This is a genomic window from Stutzerimonas nitrititolerans (genome assembly GCF_003696285.1).
Classification (GTDB): domain Bacteria; phylum Pseudomonadota; class Gammaproteobacteria; order Pseudomonadales; family Pseudomonadaceae; genus Stutzerimonas; species Stutzerimonas nitrititolerans.
In genome coordinates, this window is record NZ_RFFL01000019.1 from 1 (window position 1) to 23,731 (window position 23,731).

Genomic DNA, 23,731 nt, shown 5'->3' on the forward strand with positions numbered 1-23,731 from the left:
CGATCTACGCGGCGAAGGACATGACGGCGAAGGAGATAGCACGCCGCATGGATTGCAGCCCTTCGACGATCAAGAAGCAGCTGGACACGGCGCGCTTCAAGCTGGGCATGCAGCGCACCATTCGCGGCCTGTGCCTTGAGGCCATGCGACGCGGAATCATCGCCCCGCTGATGGTGGCCCTGCTGATCGGTGGCGGCAACGTCCAGCAGATTCAGCCAGTGCGCCGCCCGGACGCGCCGAGAGTGCAGACGGCTGTACGGATTCAGAGAATCCAAGACGGGCTGCTGGCCGCATGAGTCGGGACAGGAAGGAGCGCGATATGAGTGAAACCAAGACGATTTACGTTGTTTGGACGAACACCGACCTAACAGAAGGTCGCGGACACCAGGTACCGATTGCCTACGCCGATTCAGTGGCTACTGCGGCGCGCCTGGCAAAGAATCGAGGCGTCATGGGCAGCGATGCCGACTGCAGGCGTTTTGAGGCTGTAAAGCATGGCGGCCACTGGTGTGCGCCGGTCAGCATTGAGCCACCAAGCGAAGATGACAAGTTGAGAGACGAAGCGAACGCGCGCAAGGCAGCAGCTCTTGCGAAGGCACGCCAACTCGGCCTGACGGACGACGATCTTGAGGCCCTGCAAGCCAAGGGCTACCGAACCAAATAACGCATCACATCCGCGCGCGGCGGACCTTCGGGATACCCGCGACGAGGAATAGCCGGCAGTGCCTCGATTGCTCAAAACACCGGCAGCCGTTGGCGGGCTCTCACAGCTTGCCCGTTGAGATGGCCGTCTTGCCGCCGATAGCGGCCCATCTATCGAGGATCACATGCTCATTCTAATCCTGATCGGCGCTTCACTCGGGCACGAGCGGCCAGACACTGCTGTGCCCGAGCTAAGCGGCGCCGACTTACCGCCGTATCAGCCGTGGAAGCCGCGAATATCCTTCGGGGTCGTTTGAAGGTCTGGCTTCAGCTTCCCCGCCAAGAACCCCCGAAACATCGAAAGCCCGGCGATCGTCGGGCTTTCATCTGCACCCAGCACTCACCGCAAAGCCTCCCCTTGTAACCACTGGTCCTGCGATACAGGACGGGGGCTTTGCAGTGGGTGCCATATCGAGGAAATCCCCATGAACGCAGCGTTACGCAACGCCCGCGCCCTTTCGGCTGGGCAATTCGCGTGGGACAACGCCACGCCAGAGGACAGCATCGGCCCGAAAGAGCTGATCGAGGAATCCATCGTGGAGCAGATCGACAGTGGCGAGCCGGCAGTTATCGACGCCTGCGCCGAGCACTGCGTCCAGCACCTCGACGCAGCGATGGCATTCAAGCTCACGGCCGCGATGATTCTCCAGCTGAGCCTGACCGCAAACTGGGAGCGCCTGAGGGGTGATATCGCCAAGACAAACCCTCTGCTGGCCGATGCGCTACAGGACGTTGCCTGGATGATCGGCAAGCGTCAGCCGGAGTTCGTTGAACAGGAGGCCGCGCGGCGGCTGGAAAAGCAGGAGAAGGCGGCATGAGCACATCCCCCGTTAAATCACTCATCGACGAGCAGCTCGAAGAAATCATAACCCGCTTCCAAGCCTGCAACGTCGGGAACATGTGGCACATCCACGACAGGGTTACCGGCAAGACAGCGGGTTTCTGCGTCAGCCATAGGGCGGCGCTGGTTAGGGCACAGCAGCTGGAGGTGATGCATGGGCGTTGAATCTGACCGCGAACTGCTGGAGCTGGCTGCTAAGGCGGCTGGTAGGCCTATTCACGACTGGAATGGAGGCTGGCCGGTTGAGTACGTCGAGCACTGGAGCGGGAGTCCCAACGAGCCGCCAGAGCAGGAGGTTGTTTACTGGAATCCGCTTGAAGACGACGGCGATGCGCTAAGACTGGCCGTAACTCTAGGGTTAACGGTTGAGTGCGACTTCCATGATAGCGACACCTGCGCCGCATACCAGACAAGGGGCGAGATTGTTGCGGATGAGCAGAGCGGGATGCTTGGAGAAGTCATAGGTAGCCCCGAGTTCGCCGCCACCCGCCGCGCCATCGTCCGCGCCGCTGCGGAGATCGGGAGGGCGATGCCATGACAACCCAGCCAGAAGACCGCCACTCCTTCGCCGCCGCCTGGCTCGCCATGTTCGCATTCGGCGCCCTTGCCCTGTTCGGCCTCGCTATCGCAGCAATGTGGATGGTTGAACACCTGTTCGCCTGATCCATTCCTTCCCTTTCAATTCATACCGCTGCGCGCAGCCCGCAGGGCTCTGTGTGCCTGGAGAAACATATGACCGACCTCGCCGTATCGCCCAGCAAGGGCTTCAGCCTCACGCCTCAATCACTCGACGAGGCCATGCGCTTCGCCGACATCCTGGCCAAGTCCAGCATCGTGCCGAAGGACTTCAACGGCAATCCCGGCAATATTCTTGTGGCCATCCAATGGGGCCTGGAGCTTGGCCTGCAGCCCATGCAGGCCATGCAGAATATCGCGGTGATCAATGGTCGCCCAGCGCTCTGGGGTGATGCGGTGATCGCTCTCGTTCGAGGATCGCCGCTGTGTGAGTACATCTACGAAACGGACGATGGCCATACCGCTACCTGCCGGGTGAAGCGCCGCGGCGAGGACGAGCAGGTCCGCACTTACAGCATGGATGACGCAAAGCTCGCCGGCCTGCAAGGCAAGTCCGGTCCCTGGACGCAGCATCCCAAGCGTATGCGCCAAATGCGCGCCCGCGCCTTTGCTTTGCGCGACGTATTCCCTGACGTGCTGCGCGGCATGCCTGTGGCCGAGGAAGTGCAGGATATGGTCTCGGAGCGGGACATAGGGGCTGCGCATCGGCCGGATCCGCAGCAGCAAGCGTTGCCCACATCGCTGCCGGCCTACCCCGACGAGAAGCTGGCCGAGATGCTGCCGACCTGGCAGACCGCCATCGCCGAAGACAAAACCACCCCTGAGCGGATCATCAAGATGGTGCAGTCAAAGCACGTTCTGACTGATGAACAGCGCCAGAAGATCATGGAACTGCAGCCAGCCCTGGAGGGCCAGTCCGAATGAATATGACCATCCACGAAGTTGCCCAGGGCTCGCCCGAATGGCTCTCCCTGCGTACTACGCACTTCACCGCCTCCGAGGCGCCGGCCATGCTTGGCGTCTCTAAGTACCAGAGCCGCAGCGATCTGCTGCAGCAGAAAAAGACCGGCCTTGTGCCAGAGGTTGACGCCGCCACTCAGCGCCTGTTCTACAACGGCCACGCCACCGAGGCCGCAGCGCGCCCCATCGTCGAGCGGCTGATCGGCGAAGACCTCTACCCCGTGGTCGGCACTCTCGGCAACCTGCTGGCCAGCATGGATGGCATGACGATGCTGGGCGACACGCTGTTCGAGCACAAAGCGCTCAACCAGTCGCTGATTCAGCAGATCGATGCCGGTGAGCTGGAGGCGCATTACTGGGTACAGCTTGAGCAGCAGCTGCATGTCAGCGGCGCCGAGCGGGTGATCTTCGTTTGCTCGGACGGCACCGAGGAAAATTTCCATCACCTCGAATACCGCCCGGTACCAGGCCGCATTGAGCAGATTCTTGCCGGCTGGAAACAATTCGAGGAAGACCTGGCAGTGTTCGAGCCGGTCGCCCCCAAACTGCCGGAAGCAGTAGGCCGTGCTCCAGAAAACCTCCCCGCTCTTCGCATCGAAGTAACCGGTATGGTTACCGCGAGCAACCTGGCCGCTTTCAAGGAACATGCCCTGGCTGTCTTTGAGGGCATCAACCGCGACCTGCAGACCGACCAGGACTTTGCCAACGCCGAGTCGACGGTCAAGTGGTGCGGCGAGGTCGAGGACAAGCTGAAGGCGGCCAAGGCGCACGCCCTGAGCCAGACCGCCAGCATCGACGAACTGTTTCGCGCCATCGACGCCATAAGCGACAGCGCTCGGGCCACCCGCCTGGAGCTGGACAAGTTGGTTAAGGCTCGCAAGGAAAGCCGCCGCCTAGAGATCAAACAAGGCGCCGAGCAGGCCTTGGCTGCGCATATCGCCACAATCAACAAGCGTCTTGGCAAGGTTCAGCTGCCCCACATCGCCGCGGACTTTGCCGGTGCGATCAAGGGCAAGCGCACCATCAGCAGCCTGCAGGATGCCGCCGAGAGCGAGCTGGCACGTGCCAAGATTGAGGCGAACCGGATTGCCGAAAGTATCGAAACCAACCTAGCCAGCCTGCGCGAGCTGGCGAAGGATCACGCCTTCCTGTTCTCGGACGCCCAGCAGTTGGTGCTCAAGGACAACGAGGCGCTGGAGGCGATCATCAAGGGCCGCATCAATGAGCATGAGGCCGAGGAGAAGGCCAAGGCCGAAGCTCGCGCAGAAGCCGAGCGCGAGCGCATTCGCAACGAAGAACGCGAGCGTCTGGAGAAGGAGGCGAAGGCCGTACAGGCCCAGCCAGAAGCGGAGCCGGCGCCTGAGCCGGAGTCGCATGCCCAATCCCTGGCTTCCGCCCCGCTTCAAGCTCAAGCAAAAGAACTGGCAGGCAATCTGGTGCAAGTGGCACGCAGTCTCGACCAGGACGCCAAGTCCACGCCCGACGACGGCCAGCGCATCAAACTCGGCGACATCAATGCCCGCCTGGGCTTCGCGCTGACAGCTGAGTTCCTGCGCGGACTGGGCTTCGAGCCTGCCGGTCGCGACCGCGCCGCCGCGCTTTACCGGGCCATGGACTTTGCCGGTATCTGCGCGTCACTCATAGCGCACATAGGCCGCATCGACCAAGGCCAGCGAGCGGCATAAGCAACCTGCCCAGGGCCTTCTTGTGGAGGCCCTGGGCACTCTCCCCGGACAATCCCATGCAGAACTACGCCTACGACCGCGTTAACACGCTGGCCGCGCACGAGGCTGCGCGCCAAGAAATCGCCCGCAAGATGGAGGAGTTCGAGGCCGAGCACGGCCCTGTCGAAACTCTGCCAATCCTCAACCACGACAAGCGCGTTCCCTTCCGGTTGACCTGTCCCGAGAAGAAGCAGGCGCTGAGCGAGAACCAGGCCCAAGCCCGCTCCCGTACCAGGAACAACAGCCGGAACGCACAGATACGCGCCACCAATCGCGAGCGAGTCCTCGCCCTTGCCAAATGCACGCTGGGCGCCAAGGCCATCGCCGAGCGGACCGGAATCTCCGTGACGACTGTGCGCTCGATCTTGAAAGAGGCCACCTAGTGCTTTCTGCTTTTGCCTAACCCGTAGGCGCCGCCCGAAACCAGCAAGGGCTTCCGGCCTTTTCCCTTGCTTCTCCTCTTCTTCGGCCTTGCTTTGAGCCTTTCTCGCTCGATCGATTCGTAAAGCTTCGCTCGGTATTCAGGCTCCACGGCCGCCAGTTTGTCGGCCAAATACCTATACGGCGACCCCTCTGGTGCCCGTCCTGATTTACCCATGCTGCGAGATCCCTCTTCCGGCCCCATGCCGGCCCCTGACCGTATCCGATACCCGAACCAATGAACAGACCGACCTACTGCCGATCAAGCGGAAAGCTCATCGGCACCTGTACCTGTATGCGCTGCCAGCCTGCGGTTATCGTGAGGTGAGCATGACAAGCCCGCTAAAAGGCCGGCGGCGGCTGGTATATCGCCACTGGTCGCCCGAAGAGGACGCCCTGCTAACCGAGCTATATCGCACCAAGCCCATCACCGAGATATCGACAGCAATGGGGCGCGGTACAAGCTCAATCCATAACCGGGTGCAGAAGCTGGGCCTGAAGCGCACCGAAGAGTTCAAGGCCATCACCGGCAGCGGCAGGTTCAAGCCTGGCGACACGACATGGAACAAAGGCCTGAAGGGCTGGCAGGCCGGGGGCAGATCAAAAGACACGCAGTTCAAACTTGGCGGCAAGCCCTCGAACACTTGGCGGCCCATCGGCTCAGAGCGCACCACGCGAGACGGCACCCTAATGCGCAAGGTCTCCGACCACGGCGGCAAGCAGGACTGGAAGGCCGTGCCGCAGCTGATCTGGGAGGAACATAACGGCCCGCTGCCTGACGGCCACATCGTCGTCTTCAAGGATCGCAACCGGGAAAACCTAAGCCCGGAAAACCTGATCGCTATCACCCGCGCCGAGAACATGCGGCGAAATTCAATCGACCGCTACCCGCCAGAGTATCGGCAGGCCGCGATAACCCTCGGATGGTTCAGGCGCAAATTGAACAAACTGGAGAATGGAAATGCAAAACCTGACTGACCTTCGCGCCATCCTCGGCGAGACAATGCGCAAGGTGCTGGACGGCCAATGCTCGGTTGAGCAGGCCCGCGCAGTTGCCCAGGTTGCCGCCGAAGTGAATTCCACGGCACGGCTTGAGGTGGACATGGCCCGCGCGACCGATGGCGACTTCCGGGGCTCCGGCTTTATCGACGTCGAGCCGCGCATCCCGCAACGGCCTGCGCTGGTAGGGCGGAAATGACCGCCAAAACCCCGGCCGAGCGCAAGCGCGAGCAGCGACAGCGCGACAAGTTGACCGAAGAGGAGCGGCTGTCACGCCTGCTGTCACGCTCAATAAGGCTCGATCTGTACAGGGCGACCGACATGGCACTGATCCGCTGCATGGTCCGCGCCGGAATCGAAGAGCCGCAGGATCTGATTACCCGCCTCATTCACGGAGCCGACCGGCTCGATGACGAAACGCTGAATGAAATAACGAGAGCGTGACGCGCAGGCGTGACGCCAGAGTAAATCTAACAAGCCCAACGCCAGCGGAGCAGCGGGCTACTGTTGCCTGGAGAAGCATCATGACCAAGCGTCAGGCGATTGAGCTTTGGCGGTGCTGTGAGTGCGATGCAACTCACGATGATGAGGACGGCGCTCGAGAGTGTTGCCCGCCATCTATCGAAGAATCTACGGCTGCCCGGATTGCGACGAGGTCTACAGCAGCGAGCGCCAAGCGCTTGAGTGCTGTGAAGACAAAAGCTTTACGCGCTGCCCTTGCTGCGCCCGCGATTACAGCGAGCACGACATAAACCACTTCGCAGTGACGGCTGCAGGCCACTGCAACACCTGTAACCCACTGTATTCAGTTGAACAGCAGCTGGAAATTGAGGATCTGCACTGGCAGCACTCCCCATATCAGCCGCAGAGCTTGCTCGCATGAAGCCTCAGCCAGACAGCCCAAACTGGCACTGGGAGCGACTGGGTTACAACGTCGAGCGGGCGCCCGTGATTCACCCGCGAACCGGAGACCAACGCAGCACCGCCAGCGCGTCATTCGCCGGCCGGATAGTTCGGTGGTGGAGATAGATCAGCGGCCGGGTGAGGACTACGCGGCCGCTGAGGTGAGGGTGGCGGAAGACGAGCGGATGGAAAAAGAGCGCACTAGGAGTCGAGCGGAATAAGGTCTCCGAAGCCCCAAATCAAAGCCCCGACAACGACAAGGCACATCGCGGTCTTGTCGCATTTTCCAATGAAGCGGAAATACTTCGCATGAGTATCACTGTAATAGTTTCCAACAAACCCGCTGGGCCTAAGAACGCTTTCCATCGACTTTGCGTATCGTTCCGAAAGATATGCGAGCAGCGCCATTACTGCTCCGGACCTTGACACCCATGAGGTAGGAGCCTGGAAGAAATAGCACGCAGCCATAGCTAAAGCGGGAGTTGCTGTAGCCATTCCAGCGAATAGGAAGAACTTCCAGCGGCTCTTCAATATTTCCTGTTCGTAAGGGCAGATCTCGTCTGGCGCTCGGGTTGTCATCACAGCGTCCCCTCTCGGCTGATCCCTCCTCGGATCCGCTGGGCGATTTCTGCGATAGCAGAGCAGGCTGCGGACTTGTAGTCCGTTCCTCCGGCAATTTCGTCCAGCTTACCGCCGAGAATTTGGACGTTAGCACGCTGCACCAGATCATCCTGATGCACGCCGGATGCCTTGAGTAAGGCAGCAACCGCCAGTTCCAGAACAACTTCCCTTTTCACTTCCATCTGTAATTCCTCCTTTGGTCATAAGTGGCCAGACCCTACCCCAAATTAATTGCAAAACGCCACTAGGCGAAAGGATTTGCTATGCCCATTTACTACCCAAAGGGCGGACGTTGCAAAGGCTGCGCCAAGCGCCTGAATGATTGCAGCGCCCTGCCATTCCACACCATGCCTGTGCATCGCCGCGACGGCAGCGACGTCGTGGTGATCTGCACCGAATACCGGCAGGAAGATCATGCCGCCAGCCTGCGAGCAGATCCGCGCGTGCGCTACGCATGAACCGCCCCACCTACTGCCGCACCACCGGCCAGCTGATCGGCCAATGCACCTGTTACCGCTGCCAGCCACCAAAACAAGGAGCGAACGATGAACAAGCCAATCCACCCAGCGGTTGCTGAGCATGTGATGGAGGAGAACGCGAGGTTGCGCGAGGTGTTGCGCTGTATCGCAGACCTGCCGATGGACCGGTGCAGCACTGAAAACGACTATCGACTGTCTGCCGCGAAAGCAATCGCGCTCGGCGCCCTATCCCAGCAGGCCGAGCCGCTTTATGTCACACATCGCCCGCTTATTCGCAACGCCATAAATCTGCTCGGGATGCGGCGCCCGGTTGCGCCTGATGTTCAGCGCGTGATTGATGACCTGGAAGCGATGCTTTGCGGTCAATCGACCCCAGCGGGTGCGCCTAGCGAAGAATGGCTGCAGGTAGCTACGTTGGCCGAGCCAGCCCCGGCGCAGGATGAGCGGGAGGCGTTCGAGGCGCACATGCGCCTGGGAGGCTATAGCAATCCAGAAAAGCACCATGACGGTTCTTACGTCAGCTCTGCGATGGAGCTTTGGTGGCAGGGATGGAAGGCCCGAGCCACCCGCCCCGCGCAGACCGAGCAGCAGCCATCAACAACTCAGCAAGTTCTCGACCTGATCCTAGAGGAATGCCGGTACTGGCAGGGGCGCGATGAGGCACGGCGCGGAGGTTTTGCGTGCCTGTATGCCAAAGCCAAAGAGATAGCCGACAACGCCGCCCCCATCGCGCAGACCGCCCCGCAGCCGGAGCAGAGTGGGCTGGTGGAGGCGCTCGAAGAGATCGCAGCCGGTGAGAAAACCGTTTGGCGCGATGATCATTTCGAGGTCGAGAACGACATGGCTATAGACTATCCGGGCATCGCCAAAGCAGCACTGGACGCCTACCGCGCCACCCTATCCGCCCAAGGCGCTAGCAAGTGAAACGCAACGTCAGGCGCAACCGCGAAAACGAGCGCCCAGGAACACGTTACGGTAAGCGAACGGTGATCCAAGCTGAGCCCATGCTGATCGGAGAAGCGAAGTACGTCGGCCTTCGCGTGATCTGCGACTGCGGCCGCGTCGATCTGGTGCGCAAGTCGTACTTGGTCCGAGGCAGGGGGCTGCAATGCCCTGATTGCGAGGCGGACGAGCGCTCGGAAGCGATGCAAGGACACAAGCGCGGGCAGCCGTGGCGGAATGGACGAAGTGAACTAAACGCGCCATAGGGCGCAAGGGGAAAGGAATGAGCGAGAACAATATCAGCGTCGAGCGCGATTTCGTCGGGACGCTGCATATCAAGGTTGGTGATTTCGACTACGTGCAGATTCAGTATCAGCACCCGTTCACGGACAACGCCAGCACCCGCGCGCTGGCTGATCGGATCGTGGCGTTCCTCGCCCAGCCCGCAGAGGCGGAAGGGGTGGAGGCGGTGGCCTACGCATATATCGACGAAACCCCGGAAGACTACCTGCGCACGAAACCTTTCGTGCTGTTCGCCGGGCCAGACGGGGGCGCGCCTGGTCCGGCAATGGCGCACCAGCGACTTGAGCCGCTGGTCAGACTTGCCGCCCTGTCAGCCGTGACCGCCGAGCGGGATAGGCTCCGCGCCGAGGTTGAGGCGTTGCGGCCGATCCACATCATGATCCTGAACGCTCTGGACCGCGATGCAGAGGAAGGCAAGGCAGCGCGCGGCGAGATGGCAGCAGAACTACGCGCCGCCATGGCTGCGAGGGAGACGTGATATGTCTGTCATCCATACCAACTGCACATGCGGAAAAGCCGTAGAGATCAGGACCGGAAAGGACTCGGATAGCCGCTATCGGAAGGACGGCAAGCAAGCGGTCTACCCAGGCGAAGACGGCTACTGCATCTTCCGATGCGATCAGTGCCTCGAACCACTGAGCGAGACGGTTCCGGCCTTCGCTTACGAAAGCTGACACCCTGACCCCAAGTCTGGCGCTCACCCCGCTACACCCTTCGCAAAACCAGGCCTATAGCCAGGCCATCAGATTCTAGGCCCCTCATCGGGCGCTACAACACACATCACACAGCCTGCCGGCGAGAGTCGGCGGGGAGGTATTCGTATGGTTCTGATTCGAGACACAAAACACGTGCACCGCTACGACGTTGAGCAGGCTGTCGGAAAAGACGCATCCGGGAATCGGGTTCTTGATTACCTGTTTGGCGAATATCCCGACTTCTGCAAGGAGTCCGACTTTGTAATCCGTGAATGGGATGGCGACGAGAGAACTGTATTGCAGCGCCTCAACATGTTTTGGGCCTATCCGCTGACCCTGCTGCTTGCGCCTTTCCGGTACGTCATCAAAGGGCATATCGGCTGGGATACCAAGACCACATTCGGCCGCTGGATTCTCAAGGCAACGGGAAACCTGCGAGACGCCTAACCCCACACGCAGCAGGAGATAGACATGCAGCACACAGACAAGGCGATAGCAGAGTTCGAGGCGTGGTGGCAGCAGCAGCTTTGGCGCGAATGCTTCGAGGACGTGAAGGACCAGATGCGCAATGTGTGGCTGGCGTCGCGGCGGGAGCTGGTGGTTCAGCTTCCCGAAAAGCTGACGTGCGATGACGGTTATCCGAGCGACGACATGATGATGTGCAATGAGCACAACCGCGCAGTTGACAAATGCCGGGCCGCCATCGAAGCAGCCGGCGTAACGGTGAGGGGGTGAGAGATGGGCGCACGAGAGAAACCGCAGCCAATCGAAGGCCTGCCGGTCGACAAGGTGTACGAGAGGAAGTTGGCCGAACTGATCGGCACGACGCCGAAGGCCCTGGAAAGGAAGCGCCAGCGCGGGGTGTTGCCGCACGGCGTATGGGAGAAGGTTGACGGCTGTATCATGTACAGCCTGGAGAGGTACAACGAATGGGCAGAAAAGCAGTGGGGCTCCCCCAAGGCGTCGAAATCGCCGGAAGCTCCGTCCGCATCCGATTCACATGGAAGAAAGAGCGACGCTGCGAAACGCTCCCCTATCCTCAGACGCCCAAGGGATTTGCAGCAGCAGCAGGTTTACGTGCTCAGGTAACCCAGCTGATCAAACTCGGCATGCTCACGGACGACAAGTATGCCGAGCTGTTCCCCAACTCCCGCTACACCCTCGCCCGCATCACGCCGACCTTCGGCAACTTCACGCAGACATGGCTCGACAGCAAGCACATCGGCTTTCACACCCGGCGCAACTACCTGCGCGTGCTCAACAAGTACTGGATGCCGCATTGGGCCGCTCGCCGGCTGGATGAGATTCTGCCGTCCGACGTGCGCCTGCTGATGACCAAGCTTGACTGGTGCTCGATCACCGACCGCAACGCCGCGGTTCAGGCTGCCAAGGCCATCTTCGCCGCCGCGGTGCTGGACGGAATCATCGCGGAAAACCCGATGCGCTCGGTTGAGCGGGCTCGAGCTCCTGAGCGAGACATCGACCCGTTCACTCCGGCAGAGCGTGACGCGATACTGGCCGACCTGTACGCGCACCAGACCGGCGCTAGGCTGACCTATGCGTCGTTCTTCAAGCTGGCCTTCTTCACCGGCATGCGGACGGGAGAACAGCTGTCACTGCGCTGGGCTGACGTCGACCTGCCAGGCCGATCGATTCGCGTGCGCGCCACCCTAGAAAAGGGCGAGGTGCGCGAGAACACCAAGACCAAGCGCGTGCGCAAAGTGCTGCTGGTCGATCAGGCCGTTGAGGCATTGGAGGAAATGCAGCAGCTCACCCAGGGCGGAGAGTTCGTGTTCGCGCCTACCAGCGGCAAGGGAGGCCATATCACCAACGTGGTCAGTACGGCCTACCATTTCAAGCAGAGCATGAAGCGGCTGGGCATTCGTCAGCGTCGGCAGTACGATACCCGGCACACCTACGCGACGGTTTGTCTGTCTGCAGGGATGGCGCCGGCCTTCATCGCGCAGCAGCTTGGCAACAGCATCCAGACATTGCTAAAGCATTACGCCAAGTGGATCAGCTCAAGCGCGGACTGGGCCGAACTGGACAAGCTAAAAACACCGAATCGGTACGAAATTGGTACAGCGACGGCAAGCGAAGCGAGTGAGCCCGCGCAGTAGTAAGGCCGCAGCGATTCTTTTGGACTTCCGGGTATAGTAAAAATAGCCTACCGACCAGTCCAGTATTAAAAGTGACCATGAATCCCAGCCTTTCCGCACCCGGCCCAGGCCGCCCCAAAGACCCAGCCAAACGCGAGGCGATACTGGCCGCGGCGCAGGTGCTGTTCCTCGGCAACGGCTACGAGGGCAGCAGCATGGACGCCATCGCCGCCGAGGCCGGCGTCTCCAAGCTCACGCTGTACAGCCATTTCGGCGACAAGGAGGCGCTCTTCTGCGCCGCGGTGAAAGCCACTTGCGAGACCCGTTTGCCGCGCCGGCTGTTTCAGCTGGACGATGAGGCCTCGATCGAACAGGTATTGCTGGACATCACCCGAGCCTTCCATGCGCTCGTCAACAGCCCCGAGTCGATCGGTCTGCACCGGGTGATGGTGACCATGGCGACGCAGAACCCCGCGCTGGTGCGCTCGTTCTTCGACGCCGGCCCGCAGCAGTTGTTGCTCGACCTGCAACAGCTTTTCGGCCAGGCCAGTGCCCGTGGCCTGTTGCGGATACCCGAGCCGCTGCGCGCGGCCGAGCATTTCTGCTCGCTGATCAAGGGCGTCCAGCACTTTCGCCTCTTGATCGGTTACTCGGATGCGCCGGACGAAAGCGCCGCCGAGGCGCATGTGCAGGACGTGGTAGCGCTGTTCATGCGCGCCTACCAGCGCTGAAGACTGCAGTGTGTCGGCCGTTGTAGCGCGATCTCAGCGTTGCAGTTTCTTCAGTGGATAGATGTCGTAGCGGCTCGACTTTCCTTCCAGGCTGTAGCCGGGTTTCGGTCCCTCGATGCTCGGTGCCTTGCGCGGGCGTTTGACCACTACGCGGTGGCTCGCCAATTCCAGGGCGGCGGCGAGCAAGGCCGATGCATCCGGATCGTCGCCGACGAAGGGCCGGAACAGACGCATCTCCTTTTTCACCAGGGCGCTTTTTTCCCGGTGCGGGAACATCGGGTCGAGATAAGCCACCTGCGGCGGTTCGTCCTGCCAGTGCTGCATCAGCTCGATGGCGTTGCCCTGGCGCAACTGCATGCGCTGCACCACCGGTCCCACTTCGGCATCCGCCAGGCCGCGCGCGAGCCCATCCTCCAGCAACGCGGCGATCAACGGCTGACGCTCGATCAGAAGCATCTCGCAACCCAGGCTCGCCAGCACGAAAGCGTCACGCCCGAGGCCGGCGGTGGCATCCAGCACGCTGGGGCGGATGCCCGGCTGGATGCCGACCGCCTTGGCGATCATCTGTCCGCTGCCGCCACCGAACTGTCGACGATGGGCCGCGCTGCCTTCGACGAAATCCACCCGAACCGGCCCCGGGGCCTGCTCTTCTAGCAGCTGCAGTTGCAACCCGCCCTCGCCCAGTTGCAAGGCGAACTGCGCGTCATCCACGTCCAGCGGCAGGCCCAGTCGCGCTGCCCAGTCGCGCGCCTGATCGGCATATTGCGGCGCAAGGGCTTCGACACGAACCAGAGGGGATGCGGAATTCATACGGAGCTCGACGGCGGCAGCGGAAAACGCAGCATTCTGCCAGAGCCGCGGCCGCGCTGCCTCAGAGGTATTTACAAATGCAGCGAGCGATGACCATGCCACGGGCAGAGTTTGTAAACACTCTCAGCGACACATGCCGAAGCCACCCATGTCGACATGGAAGTGATCATGGTGAGCGGCGTTGTATACCGGGCTCAGGGTTACCCTGAAGGCGTCGCAGGCGGCCGCCTTGACCTGGCGCAGGAAGCGCGCGCTGTCGTCGTCGCCCTTCCAGTTACGGGCCACCGTGATGCGCGTGCCATCGGCCAGGCGAAAGCCAGCCAGGTCCAGCGCATTGGCCGAGGCGTGCTGACTGCGACGATTGCTGCGCGCGATATTGCGGCAGGCGAAGCTGCCGAAATGGTCGACCCGCACCACCGGCTGGCCGAACACCGCCTGCGCCGCCGGCTGCAACCCGTGGCGCTCGAACAAGGCGTAGGCTGCCGCCAGCGGACAGGTCGCCAGGAATGCACCGTTGAAACGTACCGCCGATGCCCTCACCCGCACGGCATTCTCCACCGGGCAACCCGCCTGCGGCGTGCTGTCCGGCACGGCCACGTAATCCAGGTCGGAAGTCGCCAGCGCCTGCTCGCAGAGATCACGATCATCCTGCAATCGACGTAGCTTGTAGGTCGTCAGGAAGTTGGGCGCCAGGCGGATATCCAGCGGCGCCCAAGGGTTCCACTGAGGCGGCACGTCGATATGTCCGCGCCAGACGCCGTAGGCGAAGCCGGCCAGCAACAGAAGCGACAGCAGAAAGAATCGTCCGAAGGTCATGCCTTATGGGCAACGCAACGGGACGGAAGTTGAATCCGATGCCTTACAAAACAGGTCAGTCGCCCAGCAGGGATAATTGCGGCGCACGCTCGAAGGGTGGCAACGGCGGCAGTCCCGGCAGGCGCCCGACCAGTTGCTCATGGAAGCGCTGCGCCAGTTCCGGCGCACGGTGGTTGTCGGGCGTGTGCAGGTAGACATGCGGTGATTTGCCGGCCTCGATCCAGCTCGCGACCTTTTCCAGCCAAGGGGTCATGAAGCCGTCGTTCGCCTCCAACTGAGGGTGGCCGATGAAGCGCAGCTGAGGTGAATCACTGAAGGCGGTCGGGCGTACCGGTACACGGGGCTTCTTGCTCTGCGCGTGCAGCAGCGCCGGATCCCGCGACCGGCAACTGAACAGCGCCCGTGAATCCAGGCAGATGCGCTCGACGCCCCGGTCGAGTAACAGGCGATTCAGTGCACGCTCCTCCTCGCCCCGTTCGAAGAACGCCCGATGCCGTACCTCCACTGCCAACGGCGCACCGAAGCCATCGATCAATGCCGCCAGTTCAGCGAGGCGTCCCGGCCCGAAGCTGGCCGGCAACTGCAACCAGAACGGCGTGACCCGCGCGCCCAGCGGCGTTAGCAACCGACGAAACGTCAGCGCCAGGTCCAGCACTTCGTGCAGGTTTTCCGCCTGGCTGATCTCGCGTGGCAACTTTGCGCAGAAACGGAATCCCTCGGGCATCAACTCGGCCCAACGCTCGATCTTCTGTTCCGAGGGCCAGGCGTAGAGCGTGGTGTTGCCTTCGACGCTGTTGAACATCGAGCAGTAGCGGGGCAGGAATTCCGTGGCGGGCGTTCCCGTCGGGTACAACGAGCCCAGCCAGGCGCTCTCATTCCAGGACGGACAACCTAGAAAATAGGGAAGCTTCAGCACGCCAGCTAGGGTCAAGCGTAGAGATCGAGGCCGAACACCTCGTAGGCGCCGAAATCGCTGTTGAAACTGGCGGTACTGGCATAGCTGGCCAACGCCTGGGCGACGTGGGCCGGAAGGGTACGCTCGGACTGGAACTGGGACTGGGACTGGTTATCACGAAACGCCGCGTAACGTTCGATCAACGCGCTTTCATTGACCCGCTGCTGCGGACGCGCGGCTTGCGGCTGGTAGTCCTGCCCGGTGGTTGCTCGGCTGTCGACCTGGCGATCGGCCTCGGCGATACGCTGGGTTTCGCCATAGCCGTCCCTCGCGCTGCCGGTACGGGCAGTACGATCCGTTGAATAGGGGACGGGAAAGGAACCTTCGACGCGCATCTTTCGACTCGTTCAGGAATTGGGCGACTCTAACGGCCCGCCCGGGCTTTGACAACGGTCGCCATCACTTCTTCGGCGTCGCCACGTTATCGCGTAGATAGACGGGCTGGGCCTGGTCCGCCTCGACCGCCTCGCCCCGCTGCCAGGCGAAGCTGGCCAGGCGCAGCAGGTCTTCGGCATGTGGCAGCAGCGAGGCGTTCGTCGCCGACACGGCCGTCGGGATTCGCGCGGCGTGGCACCAACCGGTACCGGCGCCGAACCATTCATCACTCACACCGCGCGGCAACTGTGCCTGCTCGGGCGGCAACACCGCTTCGAGGCCGGCCAGCTGCATCTCGCCCTGGCTGGCTCGGTAGCAGCCCCAGTAGACCTCATCCATTCGTGCATCGATGGCCACCGCCACCTGCTCGACCGCGTGCTCGCGGTAGGCGCGCTGGGCGATGGTGGCCAGCGTCGAGACCGGCAGCACCGGGCGTTCCAGAGCGAATGCGAGCCCCTGCACCACACCCACGGCGATGCGCACGCCAGTGAAGGCACCGGGCCCGCGTCCGAAGGCGATGGCGTCGACGGCAGACAGCGCGATGCCCGCTTCGGCGGTCAGGGTCTGGATCATCGGCAGCAGTCGCTGGGCATGCAGGCGCGGGATGACCTCGTAGTGGCTCAGGACCTCGCCGTCATGCAGCAGGGCGACGGAGCAGGCTTCGGTGGCGGTATCCAGGGCCAGCAGAGTGGTCATCGGTAGTTCCGGGATGGTTAAAAGGGGCGGATTCTAGCGTATTCGAGAGGTGGGTTCTTTGGGATGTTTAGTCTTGGGCATCGGTGTCCAACCTATTGCCGAGTTTGCTGACCCTTCTGGTTTCGCCCTGCTGGGCGAGTTTCTTTTGGCAGTCGCCCGGATGGCCGGCCCCGCCAAAAGAACTCAAAGAGTCTTGCCCCTCCATCCGGCCCCGGCTACGCCGGGGTTCCCTCGCTCCATCACTGCTCCGGCGGCCGGCGTACAAGGGCCATCCTTGGCCCTTTACGCCTCTCGCGGCATCCATGCCGCTCGCTCCCCTACACAGTGACTCCACTCGGCCTTCTGAAAGAGGCAGTTGGTGTCGCCTGTTGGTTTGTGCAAAAAAACGAAGCCAAAGCAACATCAACTATCTTCCAGGCGACTCGGACTCCGTTCCCCGTCAGTAGGCCGAGTGGAGGTGTTGCGCAGGGGGACGCGAGGCAGGACACCGAGCGAGGAACGAAGGGACAGGGACGTCCCTTCGTGACGGCCCCCGGAGCGGCACCGAAAGGAGGGAACCCCGGCGTAGCCGGGGCCGGATGTCGGGCGCGCTTTCTCTTTGGTTACTTTCTCTTTCGCGCGAGCAAAGAGAAAGTGACTCGGCCGGGAGGCCGAAACCAGAAGCATCAGCGCACTCGGTAATCGATTTTTAAAACCGATGGTCCAGCCCCACCAACCAACAGCACTCAAACAAAAATGCCCATATCTGCGATACGGGCATTTTCCACAACCACTACAACCTAAGAATCAATCAGCTCAACGCTGCAAACACCTTGGCCGTAATCTCTTCCACCGAACCAACCCCCTCGATCCGGCTGTACTTCGGCGTACCTTCGGCAGCCGCCAGGTTCTGGTAGAAATTCACCAGCGGCTTGGTCTGCGCATGGTAGACCGACAAACGATGACGCACGGTCTCTTCCTTGTCGTCATCACGCTGGATCAGCTCTTCACCGGTTTCATCATCCTTGCCCGCGACCTGCGGCGGCTTGTGCTCGGTGTGATAGACACGGCCCGAAGCCGGATGCACACGGCGACCGGCGATGCGGCCGACGATCTCTTCGTCGTCGACGGCGATTTCGATCACGTTGTCGATACGCACGCCCGCTTCCTGCAGCGCTTCAGCCTGCGGAATGGTGCGTGGGAAACCGTCGAACAGAAAGCCATTGGCGCAATCGGGCTGAGCGATGCGCTCCTTGACCAGGTTGATGATCAGGTCGTCGGAAACCAGGCCGCCGGCATCCATCACGCTCTTGGCTTGCAGGCCCAGCTCAGTGCCAGCCTTGACCGCCGCGCGCAGCATGTCGCCCGTGGAAATCTGCGGAATGCCGAATTTTTTGGTAATGAAGCCGGCCTGGGTACCTTTGCCAGCACCGGGCGCTCCCAGCAGAATCACGCGCATGGATGAATCCTCAAAGTTTTTTGCAAGGTGGCCTCGTCAGGGCCGATCGAGCGGGCCGAATTCTGACGAATCAAAATTTTTGCTTTGCCGCCATGCGACAAAAGGTGGAACACGATACACAGCGAGCAGAAGTCACACAAGCGGCGCGCAGGGCGGAAACGATGCTCGAAAAAAGCGGCGAGAAATGGCGAACGAGCCAGCCGGTCGTCGCCTCGGACAGAGGTGGATCTGACGCCCCACCCCTATCCGATGCAGGATTCAGCCGGTGTTGCGCAGGCCCGCAGCGATACCGGCCACACTGACCAGCAAGGCTTGTTCCAGCGGACTCTGCGCCGGATTTGGCTGATGCCGGGAGCGGGCCAGCAATTCGATCTGCATCAGATGCAGCGGATCGAGATAGGTATTGCGCAAGCTGAACGCTTCGAGGGTTTCGGGGCTGTGCATCAGCAGCTCGCTCTGCCCTGTCAGCGCCTGTACCGTCCGGATCGCATGCGACAATCTGTCACGCAAATCGGCGCCCAGCCGCTGCAGCGGCGCAGACACCAGGCGCTCGTCGTAACGCCGGGCGATCTCGTCATCCGTCTTGGCCAGCACCATCTCGAGCATGTCGATTCGCGTGGTGAAGAAAGGCCAGCCGGCGCGCATCGCCGCCAGTTGCTCGCCTTCGCCACGATCGAGCGCCTTCTGCAAGGCCTGCTCCCACCCCAGCCAGGCGGGCAGCATGAGGCGCGTCTGCGTCCAGGCGAATATCCAGGGGATCGCCCGCAGGCTTTCCACGCCACCCTCGCGGCGCTTGGCCGGGCGGCTGCCGAGCGGCAGTCGCCCCAGTTCCTGCTCCGGCGTCGCCTGGCGGAAGTACTCGACGAACTGCGGATGGTCGCGCACCACCCCGCGATACGCCGCGACGCCCTCCTCGGCCAGATGCTCCATCAGGTCACGCCAGCCCGGCTCGGGCATCGGCGGCGGCAGCAGCGTGGCTTCCAGGACGGCGGCCAGGTAGAGGTTGAGGTTCTGCTCGGCGATGTCCGGCAGGCCGAACTTGAAGCGAATCATTTCACCCTGTTCGGTGGTGCGGAAGCGCCCCGCGACCGAACCTGGCGGCTGCGACAGGATGGCCGCATGAGCCGGTCCGCCGCCACGGCCGACGGTGCCACCGCGCCCATGGAACAGCAGCAGTTCGACACCGTGCTCGCGACAGACGTCCACCAGATTTTCCTGGGCGCGGTACTGCGCCCAGGCCGCCGCCGTGGTGCCGGCGTCCTTGGCCGAATCGGAATAGCCGATCATCACTTCCTGCGGCCCGTGCAGGCGTTGCCGATAACCCGGCAGGGCCAGCAGCCGGCCCATGGTCGGCCCGGCATCGTTCAGGTCGGCGAGGGTTTCGAACAACGGCACCACGCGCATCGGGCGTTGCAGACCGGACTCTTTCAACAGCAGCTGGACCGCCAGCACATCGGACGCGCTGCGGGCCATGGAGATGACGTAGGACCCCAGGGACGCGGCGGGCGCGGCCGCAACCACCCGGCACGTGGCCAGCACCTCGGCCGTGTCTTCGGACGCCTGGTAATGGGGCGGCAGGAGCGGACGGCGGTTGTTCAATTCAGCCTGGAGGAAATCCAGGCGCTGCTGTTCGTCCCATGTATGGTAGTCGCCCAGGCCGAGGTAATCGGTGATCTCGCCAAGCGCCGCGGCATGCCTGGCCGCATCCTGGCGAATATCCAGGCGCACCAGGAACAGGCCGAAGGCGGCGGCGCGGCGCAAGGTATCAAGCAGCGCACCGTCGGCGATCACACCCATGCCGCAGGCGTGCAGGGACCGATAGCAGAGTTCCAGCGGCTGCCACAGCTCCCGGTTGTCGTGCAGTACCTTCGCCGGCGTCGCCTGCTGTGCCCCAGGCGCACCGCCGGCCCATTCCCGGGTGATCTGCAGGCGTTCGCGCAACGTCCGCAGCAAAGCGCGATAGGGCTCTGCGGTATCGCCCGTCTGGCGCAGCAGTTCGGGGCTGGCGGCCTGCATCGAGAGCGTGGTGATCAATCCCTCGACGTCATGCAGGAACAGGTCGGCCGCCACCCAGCGCGCCAGCCGCAGCACTTCGTGGGTCACACTGGCCGTCACGTTGGGATTGCCATCGCGGTCGCCGCCCATCCAGGAGGCGAAACGGATCGGGGCGACATCCAGTGGAAGGTGTAGACCGGTACTGCGCTGCAAGGCCTGATCGGCCTTGCGCAGCACGCGCGGCAGCGCCTGCCAGAGGGAGTTCTCGATCACTGCGAAGCCCCACTTCGCCTCCTCCAGCGGCGTCGGCCGGCTGCGGCGGATTTCCTCGGTATGCCAGGCTTCGGCGATCAGACGCTGCAGGCGCTGCTCGATCTGCGCCAACTCGGCCGCCGAGAGGTCGAGGTGATCGCGCGCCGCCAGTTGCCCGGCAATGGCGTCATATTTCTGGATCAGCGTCCGCCGCGACACTTCGGTGGGATGCGCGGTAAGCACCAGTTCGATATCCAGCCGACCGACCTGACGGGCGATGAACTCGGGGTCACGCCCTTCGCTTTTCAGGCGCTCGAGCAGCTCGGAGAAGACACCGTCCTCGAACGGCGGCGCATCGCCGGCATGCCGACGCCGCACCCGATGGTACTGCTCGGCGATATTGGCGAGGTTGAGGAACTGGCTGAAGGCGCGCGTCATCGGCAGCAGCTCGTCGTCGGTCAACCCGTCCAGGGTATCGCCCAGCAACTGTGCGCCATCGCTCGAACCGCGCCGGGCGGCCTTGGCGCCCTTGCGGATTCGCTCGATCTTCTCGAAGAAGACGTCGCCATGCTGCTCACGAATGGTCCTGCCGAGCAATTCGCCAAGCAGGTGGACGTTCTCGCGCAGACGCGCATCGATCTTGGCCATGCGGCCCTCCTCAACAGCGAAACGAAGCGTTCGATCCCTATTCGGCGGAACCGAACGACGATGATCCTCTTGCAGGCAGGGTGCCCAGCACGCCCGGTCATGGCAAGCCGAGAAGGCACTCCTGGAAGCGGCGGACGGCCCTACGAAGGCACCTTAGCACCATCCCGAGGCGGCATCGTCGGAACGATTGGCGCCAAAAAGCCTCACAAAAAATAGGCCGCTCGCACCGATCCTTACTCTCATGCGGTGTATCCGGGTCGGCGCAGACAGGTGTCCTGGCTCTTCAGGCAATGCCCTTTTGGAGAACTGACGATGAAAATGAACACCCTAGAAAAGCCCCTATCGCGCTTTCAGCTACCCAAGCTCGCAGCCATCGCACTGGGCGGCGTGCTGCTGGTCGGTTGCGCAGGCAATCCGCCAAACGAGCAGTTCGCGGTGACCGAATCGGCGGTACGCAGCGCAGTCAGTGCCGGTGGCACCGAATACGCGGCAGTGGAAATGCGCGCCGCCCAGGAGAAATGGAAGCAGGCCGAGCTGGCCATGCAGAAGGAAGACTACGACGAAGCCCGCAAGCTGGCCGAACAGGCCGAGTGGGACGCCCGGGTTGCGGAACGCAAGGCACAGGCGGCCAAGGCGCAGAAAGCGGTGGAGGACGCCCAGCGAGGCATCCAGGAACTGCGCGAAGAAAGCATGCGCGGAATTCAGTAACCGTTATTTCCGAAACGCTTCCAGAACAGGATGAATCGACATGCATAAGCTAGTGATCCTACCCACGGTGATGGCATTGAGCATCGGACTTGCCGCCTGCTCGTCCCAACCCAACATGCAGCTCGAGAAGGCTCGCGGCGATTACGCGCAACTGCAAAGCGATGCGCGCTCGGCGAAGCTGGCCGCGCTGGAAACCGAGGATGCCGGCAAGATGGTGGAGAAGGCCACGCGCGCCTACACCGATGACGCCGACAAGGAGAAGGTCGACCAGCTGGCGTATCTCGCCCAGCGCCGCATCGAGCTCGCCCAGCAGACCATCGCGTTGCGTACCGCCGAGCAGGATATCGAGAAGGCCTCCGCCCAGCGTGCCGAGGCGCGCCTGGAGTCCCGTGAAGCGCAGATCCGCAAGCTGCAGGAAGACCTGCAGGCCAAGCAGACCAAGCGCGGCACCCTGGTCACCTTCGGCGATGTGCTGTTCGACCACGACCGTGCGGATCTCAAGCCTGGCGGCATGCGTGACGTGCAGAAACTGGCCGACTTCCTCAACGAGAATCCTGATCGCAAGCTGATCGTAGAAGGCTATACCGACAGCACCGGCTCTGATACGTACAACCAGGGGCTGTCCGAGCGCCGGGCGGAAGCCGTACGCCGCGCGCTCACCCGCGCTGGAGTCGATCCGCAGCGGATCCAGACCGTCGGCTATGGCGAGGCCTATCCGGTGGCCAGCAATGACTCGGCATCGAGCCGGGCGATGAACCGCCGTGTGGAAGTGACCATCTCCCACGACGATCAGCAGGTGGCGCCACGCTCATCGATGCAATAAAGGCATCAACCGCAAACACCTGCACCGGAACACAGCAATGGAGTTTCCGGTGCAGGTGCATCCAGACGCTTACTGTGCGGGCGCGGAAGGAACACCCTGCTCCACGCAGCGCACCGCTCGTTTGCGGTCGTCCACCAGCACGCCCGTCAGTCCTTTCTGTTCGGTGTCGAACAGCACCAGCACGCCATCGATACACTGCGCCACCTGCGTCGCAGGTTTCAGCGATACCCGGTAATCCTCGCCGGGAACGGTCTTGAGCATGGTGTAATCGGCCAGCAACAGCGCATCCTCGGGTTTGGCGATGTGCAGATAGCCGTAGTAGCCCAGTACCGCAACCGTGCCCATCACGCTGCCGATGGCCGTGAGAATCAGGGGAATGGCGTTACGTTCGGACATGAAAGGTCTCGTCGAAGTGAAAGAAAGGCATTGTCGCAAATTATCGGCAATCTGATGCCAGCGACGTAGCGCCAGCTCACCGGCCACCCGCTCGCGTTTCGCCGCGCGCCTGATAGGTGGCCTCGTAAACCCGCTCGGCCAGTCGGGAGAACGGCAGGCTTTGAATCCATACGCTGCCGGTGCCTTTGAGAGTGGTAAGCAGAATGCCTTCGCCACCGAAAAGCATGCTCTTCAGGCTGCCGGCCAGTTGGATGTCGTAATCGATGCCCGAGGTGAAGGCCACCAGGCAGCCGGTATCCAGGCGCAAGGTTTCCTCGTTCAGTTCCTTGCGGATGACCGTGCCGCCGGCATGCACGAAGGCCAACCCGTCACCTTCCAGGCGCTGCAGGATGAAACCTTCGCCACCGAAGAAGCCGGCGCCCAGGCGCTTGCTGAAACTGATGCCGACCCGGGTGCCATATGCGGCGCAGAGAAAGCTGTCCTTCTGGCAGATCAGCCGGCCACCGACCGCTGCCAGGTCGACCGGAACCACGGTACCGGGGTAAGGCGCGGCGAAGGCCACGCGGGCCTTGCCCTTGCCCTGATTGGAGAAATGCGTCAGGAACAGCGATTCGCCGGTGAGCATGCGCTTACCCATGCCCCAGAGCTTGCTCAGCATGCCGTTGCTGGAACCATCCCCCATGCGCGCCTCGAAACGCACGCCTTCGGTCATGTAGTTCATCGCGCCGGCCTCGGCGATCACCGTCTCGCCCGGATCGAGAATGATCTCGACGCTCTGTGCGGAACCGCCGAGGATTTCGTATTCCAGCTCATGACTCGCCATG

At 62.4% G+C, this 23,731-nt stretch carries 31 protein-coding genes; 21 read left to right on the forward strand and 10 right to left on the reverse strand.

The window, feature by feature from the left end; translation table 11 throughout:
* The 12 genes from EA795_RS19130 to EA795_RS19180 all read left to right on the forward strand — a co-directional run.
* Positions 1 to 296, forward strand: a 296-nt coding sequence (locus EA795_RS19130) for a helix-turn-helix domain-containing protein (RefSeq protein WP_122078988.1), incomplete at its 5' end; no start/stop codon positions are given.
* 23 nt (positions 297 to 319) lie between these two features.
* Entirely contained in the window at positions 320 to 664 is a 345-nt protein-coding gene (locus EA795_RS19135) for a hypothetical protein (RefSeq protein ID WP_122078989.1), read from the forward strand.
* 463 nt (positions 665 to 1,127) lie between these two features.
* A complete protein-coding gene (locus tag EA795_RS19140; protein WP_122078991.1) occupies positions 1,128 to 1,520 on the forward strand; it encodes a hypothetical protein in 393 nt (130 codons plus the stop codon).
* Positions 1,517 to 1,708 carry a hypothetical protein gene (locus EA795_RS19145; RefSeq protein WP_122078992.1) on the forward strand — a complete coding sequence of 64 codons (192 nt, stop codon included), beginning with the start codon at positions 1,517 to 1,519 and terminating at the stop codon, positions 1,706 to 1,708. The genes EA795_RS19140 and EA795_RS19145 overlap by 4 nt, the downstream gene beginning before the upstream one ends.
* Positions 1,698 to 2,081 carry a hypothetical protein gene (locus EA795_RS19150; RefSeq protein ID WP_122078994.1) on the forward strand — a complete coding sequence of 128 codons (384 nt, stop codon included), beginning with the start codon at positions 1,698 to 1,700 and terminating at the stop codon, positions 2,079 to 2,081. Before EA795_RS19145 ends, EA795_RS19150 begins: the two co-directional genes overlap by 11 nt.
* Positions 2,078 to 2,206 carry a hypothetical protein gene (locus EA795_RS21545; RefSeq protein ID WP_276310940.1) on the forward strand — a complete coding sequence of 43 codons (129 nt, stop codon included), beginning with the start codon at positions 2,078 to 2,080 and terminating at the stop codon, positions 2,204 to 2,206. Before EA795_RS19150 ends, EA795_RS21545 begins: the two co-directional genes overlap by 4 nt.
* 69 nt (positions 2,207 to 2,275) lie before the next feature.
* Positions 2,276 to 3,043, forward strand: a complete 768-nt coding sequence (locus EA795_RS19155) for a recombinase RecT (protein ID WP_122078996.1) — start codon at positions 2,276 to 2,278, stop codon at positions 3,041 to 3,043.
* Positions 3,044 to 3,045: 2 nt separating this feature from the next.
* The gene (locus EA795_RS19160; protein ID WP_122079041.1) at positions 3,046 to 4,764 is read left to right on the forward strand and encodes a YqaJ viral recombinase family protein; all 1,719 of its coding nucleotides are present in this window, start codon (positions 3,046 to 3,048) and stop codon (positions 4,762 to 4,764) included.
* A gap of 56 nt (positions 4,765 to 4,820) precedes the next feature.
* Positions 4,821 to 5,186, forward strand: a complete 366-nt coding sequence (locus tag EA795_RS21470; protein ID WP_240645050.1) for a hypothetical protein — start codon at positions 4,821 to 4,823, stop codon at positions 5,184 to 5,186.
* A gap of 367 nt (positions 5,187 to 5,553) precedes the next feature.
* On the forward strand, positions 5,554 to 6,201 hold the full coding sequence (locus EA795_RS19170) for an HNH endonuclease signature motif containing protein (RefSeq protein ID WP_122078998.1): 648 nt from the start codon (positions 5,554 to 5,556) through the stop codon (positions 6,199 to 6,201).
* Positions 6,185 to 6,421 carry a hypothetical protein gene (locus tag EA795_RS19175; protein WP_122079000.1) on the forward strand — a complete coding sequence of 79 codons (237 nt, stop codon included), beginning with the start codon at positions 6,185 to 6,187 and terminating at the stop codon, positions 6,419 to 6,421. The genes EA795_RS19170 and EA795_RS19175 overlap by 17 nt, the downstream gene beginning before the upstream one ends.
* Complete coding sequence (locus tag EA795_RS19180; protein WP_122079002.1) at positions 6,418 to 6,666, forward strand: hypothetical protein; 249 nt, start codon at positions 6,418 to 6,420, stop codon at positions 6,664 to 6,666. Before EA795_RS19175 ends, EA795_RS19180 begins: the two co-directional genes overlap by 4 nt.
* Positions 6,667 to 7,703: 1,037 nt before the next feature.
* Here EA795_RS19180 and EA795_RS19190 read toward each other — a convergent pair.
* Positions 7,704 to 7,928 (reverse strand): hypothetical protein, encoded by a 225-nt coding sequence (locus tag EA795_RS19190; RefSeq protein ID WP_122079006.1) that lies wholly within the window; start codon positions 7,926 to 7,928, stop codon positions 7,704 to 7,706.
* An 81-nt stretch (positions 7,929 to 8,009) separates the two neighbouring features.
* On the opposite strand from EA795_RS19190, the gene EA795_RS19195 reads away from it, so the two are divergent.
* The 7 genes from EA795_RS19195 to EA795_RS19230 all read left to right on the forward strand — a co-directional run bounded on the left by EA795_RS19195 (position 8,010) and on the right by EA795_RS19230 (position 12,995).
* On the forward strand, positions 8,010 to 8,204 hold the full coding sequence (locus tag EA795_RS19195; protein WP_122079007.1) for a hypothetical protein: 195 nt from the start codon (positions 8,010 to 8,012) through the stop codon (positions 8,202 to 8,204).
* A gap of 87 nt (positions 8,205 to 8,291) precedes the next feature.
* Complete coding sequence (locus EA795_RS19200) at positions 8,292 to 9,149, forward strand: hypothetical protein (protein WP_147456322.1); 858 nt, start codon at positions 8,292 to 8,294, stop codon at positions 9,147 to 9,149.
* Between the two features lie 301 nt (positions 9,150 to 9,450).
* Positions 9,451 to 9,948, forward strand: a complete 498-nt coding sequence (locus EA795_RS19205; protein WP_122079010.1) for a hypothetical protein — start codon at positions 9,451 to 9,453, stop codon at positions 9,946 to 9,948.
* A gap of 343 nt (positions 9,949 to 10,291) precedes the next feature.
* Positions 10,292 to 10,612, forward strand: a complete 321-nt coding sequence (locus EA795_RS19215) for a hypothetical protein (RefSeq protein ID WP_122079014.1) — start codon at positions 10,292 to 10,294, stop codon at positions 10,610 to 10,612.
* A 24-nt stretch (positions 10,613 to 10,636) separates the two neighbouring features.
* A complete protein-coding gene (locus tag EA795_RS19220; RefSeq protein WP_122079015.1) occupies positions 10,637 to 10,900 on the forward strand; it encodes a phiTE_015 family protein in 264 nt (87 codons plus the stop codon).
* Between the two features lie 194 nt (positions 10,901 to 11,094).
* Positions 11,095 to 12,285: a tyrosine-type recombinase/integrase gene (locus EA795_RS19225; protein WP_122079017.1), complete on the forward strand. Its 1,191-nt coding sequence runs from the start codon at positions 11,095 to 11,097 to the stop codon at positions 12,283 to 12,285.
* 77 nt (positions 12,286 to 12,362) lie between these two features.
* On the forward strand, positions 12,363 to 12,995 hold the full coding sequence (locus EA795_RS19230; protein WP_058075364.1) for a TetR/AcrR family transcriptional regulator: 633 nt from the start codon (positions 12,363 to 12,365) through the stop codon (positions 12,993 to 12,995).
* A gap of 33 nt (positions 12,996 to 13,028) precedes the next feature.
* Here the strand turns inward: EA795_RS19230 and EA795_RS19235 are convergent, their stop codons facing one another.
* From EA795_RS19235 to ppc, 7 genes are all read right to left on the reverse strand, one after another.
* Positions 13,029 to 13,805: a class I SAM-dependent methyltransferase gene (locus tag EA795_RS19235; RefSeq protein ID WP_122079018.1), complete on the reverse strand. Its 777-nt coding sequence runs from the start codon at positions 13,803 to 13,805 to the stop codon at positions 13,029 to 13,031.
* 123 nt (positions 13,806 to 13,928) lie between these two features.
* Positions 13,929 to 14,621, reverse strand: coding sequence for an extensin-like domain-containing protein (locus EA795_RS19240; protein WP_122079020.1), 693 nt, complete (start codon positions 14,619 to 14,621; stop codon positions 13,929 to 13,931).
* A gap of 55 nt (positions 14,622 to 14,676) precedes the next feature.
* Entirely contained in the window at positions 14,677 to 15,534 is an 858-nt protein-coding gene (locus tag EA795_RS19245) for a DUF72 domain-containing protein (protein WP_177431836.1), read from the reverse strand.
* A gap of 14 nt (positions 15,535 to 15,548) precedes the next feature.
* Positions 15,549 to 15,911: a hypothetical protein gene (locus EA795_RS19250; RefSeq protein ID WP_122079024.1), complete on the reverse strand. Its 363-nt coding sequence runs from the start codon at positions 15,909 to 15,911 to the stop codon at positions 15,549 to 15,551.
* Between the two features lie 64 nt (positions 15,912 to 15,975).
* Positions 15,976 to 16,647 carry a tRNA (adenosine(37)-N6)-threonylcarbamoyltransferase complex dimerization subunit type 1 TsaB gene (tsaB, locus tag EA795_RS19255; RefSeq protein WP_122079025.1) on the reverse strand — a complete coding sequence of 224 codons (672 nt, stop codon included), beginning with the start codon at positions 16,645 to 16,647 and terminating at the stop codon, positions 15,976 to 15,978.
* A gap of 790 nt (positions 16,648 to 17,437) precedes the next feature.
* The gene (gene adk / locus EA795_RS19265; RefSeq protein WP_014853489.1) at positions 17,438 to 18,085 is read right to left on the reverse strand and encodes an adenylate kinase; all 648 of its coding nucleotides are present in this window, start codon (positions 18,083 to 18,085) and stop codon (positions 17,438 to 17,440) included.
* Positions 18,086 to 18,343: 258 nt separating this feature from the next.
* Positions 18,344 to 20,980, reverse strand: coding sequence for a phosphoenolpyruvate carboxylase (ppc, locus tag EA795_RS19270; RefSeq protein ID WP_122079027.1), 2,637 nt, complete (start codon positions 20,978 to 20,980; stop codon positions 18,344 to 18,346).
* Positions 20,981 to 21,292: 312 nt separating this feature from the next.
* Between ppc and EA795_RS19275 the strand changes: the two genes are divergently transcribed.
* The gene (locus tag EA795_RS19275; RefSeq protein ID WP_181814015.1) at positions 21,293 to 21,688 is read left to right on the forward strand and encodes a DUF4398 domain-containing protein; all 396 of its coding nucleotides are present in this window, start codon (positions 21,293 to 21,295) and stop codon (positions 21,686 to 21,688) included.
* 40 nt (positions 21,689 to 21,728) lie between these two features.
* On the forward strand, positions 21,729 to 22,511 hold the full coding sequence (gene lptF, locus EA795_RS19280) for a lipotoxin F family OmpA-related lipoprotein LptF (protein WP_014853486.1): 783 nt from the start codon (positions 21,729 to 21,731) through the stop codon (positions 22,509 to 22,511).
* A gap of 69 nt (positions 22,512 to 22,580) precedes the next feature.
* Here lptF and EA795_RS19285 read toward each other — a convergent pair whose 3' ends face one another.
* Both EA795_RS19285 and EA795_RS19290 read right to left on the reverse strand, forming a co-directional pair.
* A complete protein-coding gene (locus tag EA795_RS19285; RefSeq protein ID WP_014853485.1) occupies positions 22,581 to 22,907 on the reverse strand; it encodes a PA3694 family proteiin in 327 nt (108 codons plus the stop codon).
* A 76-nt stretch (positions 22,908 to 22,983) separates the two neighbouring features.
* Positions 22,984 to 23,730 (reverse strand): TIGR00266 family protein, encoded by a 747-nt coding sequence (locus EA795_RS19290; protein WP_122079029.1) that lies wholly within the window; start codon positions 23,728 to 23,730, stop codon positions 22,984 to 22,986.
* Between the last annotated feature and the right edge of the window lies 1 nt (position 23,731).

Coding starts and splice junctions, on each gene's coding strand:
- EA795_RS19135 (WP_122078989.1), top strand. CDS start 320: ATGAGTGAAACCAAGACGATTTACGTTGTTTGGACGAACACCGACCTA.
- EA795_RS19140 (WP_122078991.1), top strand. CDS start 1,128: ATGAACGCAGCGTTACGCAACGCCCGCGCCCTTTCGGCTGGGCAATTC.
- EA795_RS19145 (WP_122078992.1), top strand. CDS start 1,517: ATGAGCACATCCCCCGTTAAATCACTCATCGACGAGCAGCTCGAAGAA.
- EA795_RS19150 (WP_122078994.1), top strand. CDS start 1,698: ATGGGCGTTGAATCTGACCGCGAACTGCTGGAGCTGGCTGCTAAGGCG.
- EA795_RS21545 (WP_276310940.1), top strand. CDS start 2,078: ATGACAACCCAGCCAGAAGACCGCCACTCCTTCGCCGCCGCCTGGCTC.
- EA795_RS19155 (WP_122078996.1), top strand. CDS start 2,276: ATGACCGACCTCGCCGTATCGCCCAGCAAGGGCTTCAGCCTCACGCCT.
- EA795_RS19160 (WP_122079041.1), top strand. CDS start 3,046: ATGACCATCCACGAAGTTGCCCAGGGCTCGCCCGAATGGCTCTCCCTG.
- EA795_RS21470 (WP_240645050.1), top strand. CDS start 4,821: ATGCAGAACTACGCCTACGACCGCGTTAACACGCTGGCCGCGCACGAG.
- EA795_RS19170 (WP_122078998.1), top strand. CDS start 5,554: ATGACAAGCCCGCTAAAAGGCCGGCGGCGGCTGGTATATCGCCACTGG.
- EA795_RS19175 (WP_122079000.1), top strand. CDS start 6,185: ATGCAAAACCTGACTGACCTTCGCGCCATCCTCGGCGAGACAATGCGC.
- EA795_RS19180 (WP_122079002.1), top strand. CDS start 6,418: ATGACCGCCAAAACCCCGGCCGAGCGCAAGCGCGAGCAGCGACAGCGC.
- EA795_RS19190 (WP_122079006.1), bottom strand. CDS start 7,928: ATGGAAGTGAAAAGGGAAGTTGTTCTGGAACTGGCGGTTGCTGCCTTA.
- EA795_RS19195 (WP_122079007.1), top strand. CDS start 8,010: ATGCCCATTTACTACCCAAAGGGCGGACGTTGCAAAGGCTGCGCCAAG.
- EA795_RS19200 (WP_147456322.1), top strand. CDS start 8,292: ATGAACAAGCCAATCCACCCAGCGGTTGCTGAGCATGTGATGGAGGAG.
- EA795_RS19205 (WP_122079010.1), top strand. CDS start 9,451: ATGAGCGAGAACAATATCAGCGTCGAGCGCGATTTCGTCGGGACGCTG.
- EA795_RS19215 (WP_122079014.1), top strand. CDS start 10,292: ATGGTTCTGATTCGAGACACAAAACACGTGCACCGCTACGACGTTGAG.
- EA795_RS19220 (WP_122079015.1), top strand. CDS start 10,637: ATGCAGCACACAGACAAGGCGATAGCAGAGTTCGAGGCGTGGTGGCAG.
- EA795_RS19225 (WP_122079017.1), top strand. CDS start 11,095: ATGGGCAGAAAAGCAGTGGGGCTCCCCCAAGGCGTCGAAATCGCCGGA.
- EA795_RS19230 (WP_058075364.1), top strand. CDS start 12,363: ATGAATCCCAGCCTTTCCGCACCCGGCCCAGGCCGCCCCAAAGACCCA.
- EA795_RS19235 (WP_122079018.1), bottom strand. CDS start 13,805: ATGAATTCCGCATCCCCTCTGGTTCGTGTCGAAGCCCTTGCGCCGCAA.
- EA795_RS19240 (WP_122079020.1), bottom strand. CDS start 14,621: ATGACCTTCGGACGATTCTTTCTGCTGTCGCTTCTGTTGCTGGCCGGC.
- EA795_RS19250 (WP_122079024.1), bottom strand. CDS start 15,911: ATGCGCGTCGAAGGTTCCTTTCCCGTCCCCTATTCAACGGATCGTACT.
- tsaB (WP_122079025.1), bottom strand. CDS start 16,647: ATGACCACTCTGCTGGCCCTGGATACCGCCACCGAAGCCTGCTCCGTC.
- adk (WP_014853489.1), bottom strand. CDS start 18,085: ATGCGCGTGATTCTGCTGGGAGCGCCCGGTGCTGGCAAAGGTACCCAG.
- ppc (WP_122079027.1), bottom strand. CDS start 20,980: ATGGCCAAGATCGATGCGCGTCTGCGCGAGAACGTCCACCTGCTTGGC.
- EA795_RS19275 (WP_181814015.1), top strand. CDS start 21,293: ATGAAAATGAACACCCTAGAAAAGCCCCTATCGCGCTTTCAGCTACCC.
- lptF (WP_014853486.1), top strand. CDS start 21,729: ATGCATAAGCTAGTGATCCTACCCACGGTGATGGCATTGAGCATCGGA.
- EA795_RS19285 (WP_014853485.1), bottom strand. CDS start 22,907: ATGTCCGAACGTAACGCCATTCCCCTGATTCTCACGGCCATCGGCAGC.
- EA795_RS19290 (WP_122079029.1), bottom strand. CDS start 23,730: ATGGCGAGTCATGAGCTGGAATACGAAATCCTCGGCGGTTCCGCACAG.